This window comes from Halopseudomonas sp. Lyrl_26 (assembly GCF_051948695.1).
Taxonomy (GTDB): Bacteria; Pseudomonadota; Gammaproteobacteria; order Pseudomonadales; family Pseudomonadaceae; genus Halopseudomonas; species Halopseudomonas formosensis.
Genome location: NZ_JAYJLH010000011.1, coordinates 70,236 through 76,235, shown reverse-complemented (window position 1 = coordinate 76,235; position 6,000 = coordinate 70,236). Strand labels below are relative to the sequence as shown.

Below are 6,000 nucleotides of genomic sequence, written 5' to 3'. Positions count from 1 at the left end.
CGCTCCCCGCATCCGCTGCATCCCGCCGGCGATGACGCCGCAGATGCAACCCACCACCAACCCGCCGACATGGGCGGCATTGGCAATGGCGCCGAAGCCGAGAACAGTAATGATCCCCGACAAACAGAACACCAGCCAGGCGAGCATCATGATCACCACGCCTTTGGGCAGGTCGAAATGCATGTTCGGCGCCAGCAGCTGGTACAGCCAGCAATAGCCCAGCAGCCCGTACAGCACCCCCGAAAGGCCGCCGAACAGGGCGGTCGGCCCGCTGAAGACCCACTGGGCATAGTTGGAGACCAGGGCAAACAGCAGCGTCAGCCCGAGCAGCCAGAAGCTGCCGGACCGCAGCTCGATGCGCCGCCCCAGTTCCCAGTACCAGAGCGCATTGAAGGCCAGGTGCATGATGCCGAAATGCATGAAAATCGGTGACACCAGACGCCACCACTGGCCCAGATCAGGACTGGCCGCCAGCTGGCCCATGCTGTTCACCGGGGTGAAGGACAGCCATGCCAGCGCGTGCAGATTGCGCCCCAGTCCGGTCCAGACCGCGACCGCCGCGGTGATGGCCAGGATCGCCAGAGTCACCGGGAGATGCCGCAACATCACGCCCCAGCCAGGCCCCACTGCAGGACGCACGACGCGCACCGGTTCGGCAATTTCCAGCGGGACACCGTCGCGGTAGAGCGTACGCACCAGGTCCGCATCGGCCTCGCTACTAGTCCAGATCACCTGCTCACCCCGCTCCTCGGTGACCCGGTGCGGCACGCCCTGCATACGCAGAAAATGGATCAGCCTGGACAGATCCTCATCCAGATCGCAGGCCAGCGCCCGGTACTTGCTCATATCACGTCCACCCAGACAAAGTTTTCCGGCACTATCCGCTCTTCCCCACTCCAGCGGTAGGCCACCAGCCGCCCATACTTGACGGCACTGTAATCCAGACAGGCCAGGTTCGGGCGCAGGGGCTGCGGCCTGCCCTGCTGCCAGTAATGACCGACGAACAGCAGCGGCTCGTCCACCCCGTAATACAGCAGCTCACGCTTCTGACGGAAGGTCAGCGGGCGAATGGCGATGTGCTCCGGCAGGTCGTCCGGCTGGAACACCAGATCTCCGTAGGTCTCCGGCGACTCCTCCCAGAACTTGGTGCGGAACATGCCGCGCACCACACCGTCCCCGCTCTTCATGGTCAGGCCATGGGGCAGCCGCATGCCGATGCCGCGCAGCAGGCGGTCAAAGACCTGATCGGCGAAGCTCTCGGGCTCGACCGACGCCTGAAGAAAATCCACATCCGGTCGGCCGTCCGGGTATTGCTCGGCGAAGGGGCGGATCAGTCGATCATCCCAGCAGGCGTGCACCAGGCGGAAGGGGCCCATGTCCATGTACAGCGGCAGCGTCCAGAACCAGTCGAGAAACTCGTCCCACTCCGCTGCCCTGCCCTCGAACTGCTCCAGGGTCGCCTGGATCTGCCGCTGATTTCGGTCGGTATGCTCGCGCACCCAGGAGCGACCGCTGCCCGCCGGCGCCGGCGTCACCCAGCCCAGGGCATTGAACTCGTGATTACCCATGATGCAGCGCGCCGCGCCGGCCTCGACCATGTCGCGCACGATCAGCAATGCCTCGCGGATGCGCGGACCACGGTCGATGATGTCACCGAGAAACAACGCCTGTCGCTGCGGATGGCGCCACACTCCACCTACCCGCGCATAACCCATCTGCTCCAACAGCTTCTCGAGCGTATGCGCGCAGCCATGCACATCTCCGATGATGTCATAGCCCTGCCAGAGCTCGATGTCTGTCATTCGGCTTACTCCGTCAGGCGACTGCTCCAGCCCAGCTTGCTGCGGCAGATCGCGTAGAAATTGTGATCCAGCGGGTGGATGAGCCGCAGCTTCTGCGGCTTCTTGCGGATGATCAGCGTATCCCCCGGGGCACAGGCAATGTGCTCCTGGCCATCGCAGCTGACCTGCGGATAGATCTCGTTCTGCCGGGCGATGGTGATGCGGATCTCGCTGTTGCCCTCCACCACGATCGGGCGGCTGGACAGGGTATGCGGGAACATGGGCACCAAAACCATGGCGTCCAGCTTGGGGTGCATGATCGGCCCGCCGGCGGACAGCGAATAGGCGGTGGATCCGGTGGGAGTGGCCACTATCATGCCGTCTGACTTCTGGCTGTAGACGAACTGACCGTCGACGAACAGCTCGAACTCTATCATCCGCGCCGACTTGCCGGGATGCAGCACCACGTCGTTGAGCGCCTCGCTGGCACCCAACTGCTCCTCGCCCCGGCATACGATGGCGTCCAGCAGGAAGCGGGACTCGGCCATATACTTGCCGGCCAGCACATCTCCTACCCGCCGCTCGAGTTCTTCGGGCGAAATATCGGTAAGAAAACCCAGCCCGCCGCGGTTGACCCCCAGCACAGGTACATTCGAGCGGCACAGGGCGCGTGCGGCTCCCAGCAGACTGCCGTCCCCGCCGACAACGATCACCAGATCGCAGATTTCGCCCATCATGCGGCGCGAGCACACCTGCAGCTGATGTCCCGGCAGCATCTCGGCCACTGTGTCCTCGAGGACTACCGTATGGCCCTTGTGCAACAGGAAGCGCTTCAGACGACGCAAGGTATCCACGACACGGGCACTGCCCAAGCGACCAATCAGCCCGATATTGCGGAAATGCTCCATAAACCACTCTCTGTTTCGGCTTGAATAATTCCGCACAGGCTTGAGCACGGACAGGGGGTAATTATCCGTGGCAGAGCGGTATCTGGCAAATAGGGACGGTGTCAGTCAGTCCCGGTGGCGGTACGCGTCTGCAGTCGCTGCAGCTCCCTGCGCAGGCTGCCGTTGAGCTTCTGCTGCTCCTCCAGCTGCCGCTTGATGTCCTGCAGCTCACCACGCACGATCGTCAGGTGATCGGCGTGCTCGCCGCGCAGACGATCAAGCTTATCGCGATGTTCCTGCTCCTGTTGACGCAGGCGGGCCTGCAGTTCGCCGATCTGGCGCAGGTATTCGTTCACTTCACCGGCATGGGCCTTGCGCAGCTTGTCCATCTCCGCAGTCAGCTCAACCAGAGGATCGACGCTGTCGGCCTGTTCACCCTCCCCTTGGGAAGCCGCCGCGCCGTACCAGCTGTCCTCAGCCACCACCTGCAGGTTTTCGGTGGTCAGGATCGCCTTGGCCTCCTCGTCCTCACCGATGATGCCCAGCCCATTGCGGGTCACCGCCTGCTTGATCCAGGCCAGATCAGCCTTGCCGCCGCGCTGACCCGGCTTCCACATGCTGTGCTGGTATTCCTTGTGATGGCAGAAGCCCAGGCAGGAGAGTCGAATCGGTCCACCGCCCATATCCGGCCCCCTCGCGGCCTTCTCCGCCAGAGTGCGCAGGGGCAGGTTCCAGAGGCGATTCACATAGCCATCGAGGTCAAAATCCACAGTGAAGAACACCGCAGCGCGTACATACAGGCGGGAGTTGATCTGCAGAAAGACCGCCTCAACGGTATCGTCAGCAAAATCCGGCGCGGTTACCAGGCCATCGAGCAGAGCCTCAAACTCAGCGTACAGCATCTCCCGGACAATGCCCTGATCAGAAAAGAACATCACCGCTTCAGTCAGCAACGGCTTTTGTATTCTGTCCGGATCACGTGAAGTCATGATGGCTGTACCCATTTGCTTTTTATATCCCGCACTTTGCCTTTTTTCACGGGCGATTGCACCGCCCCGGACGGAGTTTACGCGAAACGGTGACTTACGGTTGTGACAGACTTGGCAGCTGCGTTGAATGACTCCCGGCAGGCGAGAGTCGACCCAGGCCCTTGCGAGTGCCTGCAAACGAAAGCAGCGCCGAAGCGCTGCTGTGAGGGTTGCTCATTATCGGCTGGGTCGGCAAGCCCCTGCCCGCCGACCCCGCAAACACGCCCGGATCAGATTTGCGCAGCCAGTCGCGAACCCTGATCGATGGCGCGCTTGGCATCCAGCTCGGCGGCCACATCCGCACCGCCGATCAGGTGCACGGACTTGCCCGCCGCTTCCAGACCTGCCTGCAGCTCACGCAGCGGCTCCTGACCGGCGCAGAGGATGATGGTATCCACCGGCAGCACACTGACCTCGTCGCCGCGACGGATATGCAGTCCGGCGTCATCGATCTTCAGGTATTCGACGCCATTGAGCATCTTCACCTGCTTGGTCGCCAGACCGGCACGGTGGATCCAGCCGGTGGTCTTGCCCAGGCCGGCGCCGACCTTGCTCGACTTACGCTGCAGCAGATAGACCTCGCGGGCCGGCGGATGCGGCTGCGGAGTCACCCCGGCGATACCGCCACGGGCGTTGAGTTCGGGATCTATGCCCCACTCTTTCCAGAACAGCGCCGTGTTGGTACTGGGGCTTTCGCCCTGATGGCAGATGAACTCGCTGACGTCGAAGCCGATACCGCCGGCGCCGATCACCGCCACCTTCTGCCCCACCGGCTTGCGCTGGAGAATGGCGTCCAGATAGCCGATCACGCTGGGGTGATCCACGCCGGGAATCTCCGGCACCCGCGGCACGATACCGGTTGCCAGGATCACCTCGTCGAACTCGGTCAGATCCGCGCTGCTGACGCGGGTGTTCAGCTTCAGCTGCACGCCCGTGGTCTCGATGCGCCGACGGAAGTAGCGCAGGGTCTCGTAGAACTCCTCCTTGCCCGGAATCAGCTTGGCCACGTTGAACTGACCGCCGATTTCCGCCGCCGCATCGAACAGGGTCACCTCATGACCGCGCTCGGCTGCCACCGTCGCCGCCGCCAGACCCGCCGGGCCGGCACCCACTACGGCGATCTTCTTCACAGTGGTGGTCGGAATGTAGTTCAGCTCGGTCTCATAGCAGGCGCGGGGGTTGACCAGACAGCTGGTCAGCCGGCCGCTGAAGGTATGGTCCAGACAGGCCTGGTTGCAGCCGATGCAGGTATTGATCTCGTCGGCCCGGCCCTCTGCCGCCTTGTTGATGAAATCGGGGTCGGCCAGGAAGGGACGCGCCATCGACACCATATCGGCATGCCCCTCGGCCAGCACCCGCTCGGCCACCTCCGGGGTATTGATGCGGTTGGTGGTCACCAGCGGAATGGACACCTCGCCCTTGAGGCGAGCGGTCACCTTGGTGAAGGCCGCACGGGGTACCTTGGTGGCGATGGTCGGAATGCGCGCCTCGTGCCAGCCGATGCCGGTGTTGATGATGGTCGCCCCGGCCTTCTCGATCTCCTTGGCCAGCAGCACCACCTCATCCCAGGTGCTGCCGTCCTCGACCAGGTCCAGCATCGACAGGCGATAGATGATGATGAACTCGGGCCCCACCGCAGCGCGCACCCGGCGTACTATCTCCAGCGGCAGGCGCATGCGGTTCTCGTAGCTGCCACCCCAGCGGTCGGTACGCTTGTTCACCCGCTCCACCAGGAACTGGTTGATGAAGTAACCCTCCGATCCCATGATCTCGACGCCGTCATAGCCGGCGCTCTGGGCCAGGGCAGCGCAGTTGGCGAAGTCGTCGATCTGCTTCTGGATGCCTGCCTCGTCCAGCTCCTTCGGGGTGAAGGGGTTGATCGGCGACTGCACCGCACTGGCGGACACCTGCGCCGGGTTGTAGGCATAACGGCCCGCATGCAGGATCTGCAGACAGATCTTGCCGCCGGCCTCATGCACCGCCTGGGTCACCACCTTGTGCTTCTCGGCCTCTTCAGGGGTGCTCAGCTTGGCCGCGCCCTTGCCCACACTGCCCTCCTCGTTGGGGCCGAAGCCGCCGGTCACGATCAGGCCCACGCCACCACGGGCGCGCTCGGCAAAGAAGGCTGCCATCCGCTCGAAGCCCTGGGGACGCTCCTCCAGGCCGGTGTGCATCGAACCCATCAGCACCCGGTTGCGCAGCGTGGTGAAACCCAGATCCAGCGGCGCCAGCATATGGGGGTAAGGGGACTGTCCGTTCATGGTCATACTCCAGTGTCATCAGGCGTCAGCTCATCGGCCGACT

General features: G+C 63.5%; 5 protein-coding genes. All 5 read right to left on the bottom strand.

The genetic code is table 11. The features are described 5' to 3' along the window. The coding region (locus tag VF673_RS12430; protein ID WP_440292190.1) for a rhomboid family intramembrane serine protease at window positions 1-846 on the bottom strand (846 nt) is incomplete at its 3' end. Further along, entirely contained in the window at window positions 843-1,802 is a 960-nt protein-coding gene (locus VF673_RS12425; protein ID WP_090537133.1) for a metallophosphoesterase, read from the bottom strand. The genes VF673_RS12425 and VF673_RS12430, both read right to left, overlap by 4 nt. 5 nt (window positions 1,803-1,807) lie before the next feature. Beyond that, a complete protein-coding gene (locus VF673_RS12420) occupies window positions 1,808-2,689 on the bottom strand; it encodes an NAD(+) kinase (protein ID WP_440292189.1) in 882 nt (293 codons plus the stop codon). Window positions 2,690-2,790: 101 nt separating this feature from the next. Further along, entirely contained in the window at window positions 2,791-3,603 is an 813-nt protein-coding gene (locus tag VF673_RS12415; protein WP_440292188.1) for a hypothetical protein, read from the bottom strand. Between the two features lie 323 nt (window positions 3,604-3,926). Next, window positions 3,927-5,957: an oxidoreductase gene (locus tag VF673_RS12410; RefSeq protein ID WP_440292187.1), complete on the bottom strand. Its 2,031-nt coding sequence runs from the start codon at window positions 5,955-5,957 to the stop codon at window positions 3,927-3,929. Window positions 5,958-6,000: the final 43 nt, after the last annotated feature.

Excerpts from the sequence above, each read along its gene's own strand:
- VF673_RS12410 (WP_440292187.1), bottom strand. The coding sequence starts at position 5,957 with ATGAACGGACAGTCCCCTTACCCCCATATGCTGGCGCCGCTGGATCTG.
- VF673_RS12425 (WP_090537133.1), bottom strand. The coding sequence starts at position 1,802 with ATGACAGACATCGAGCTCTGGCAGGGCTATGACATCATCGGAGATGTG.
- VF673_RS12420 (WP_440292189.1), bottom strand. The coding sequence starts at position 2,689 with ATGGAGCATTTCCGCAATATCGGGCTGATTGGTCGCTTGGGCAGTGCC.
- VF673_RS12415 (WP_440292188.1), bottom strand. The coding sequence starts at position 3,603 with ATGTTCTTTTCTGATCAGGGCATTGTCCGGGAGATGCTGTACGCTGAG.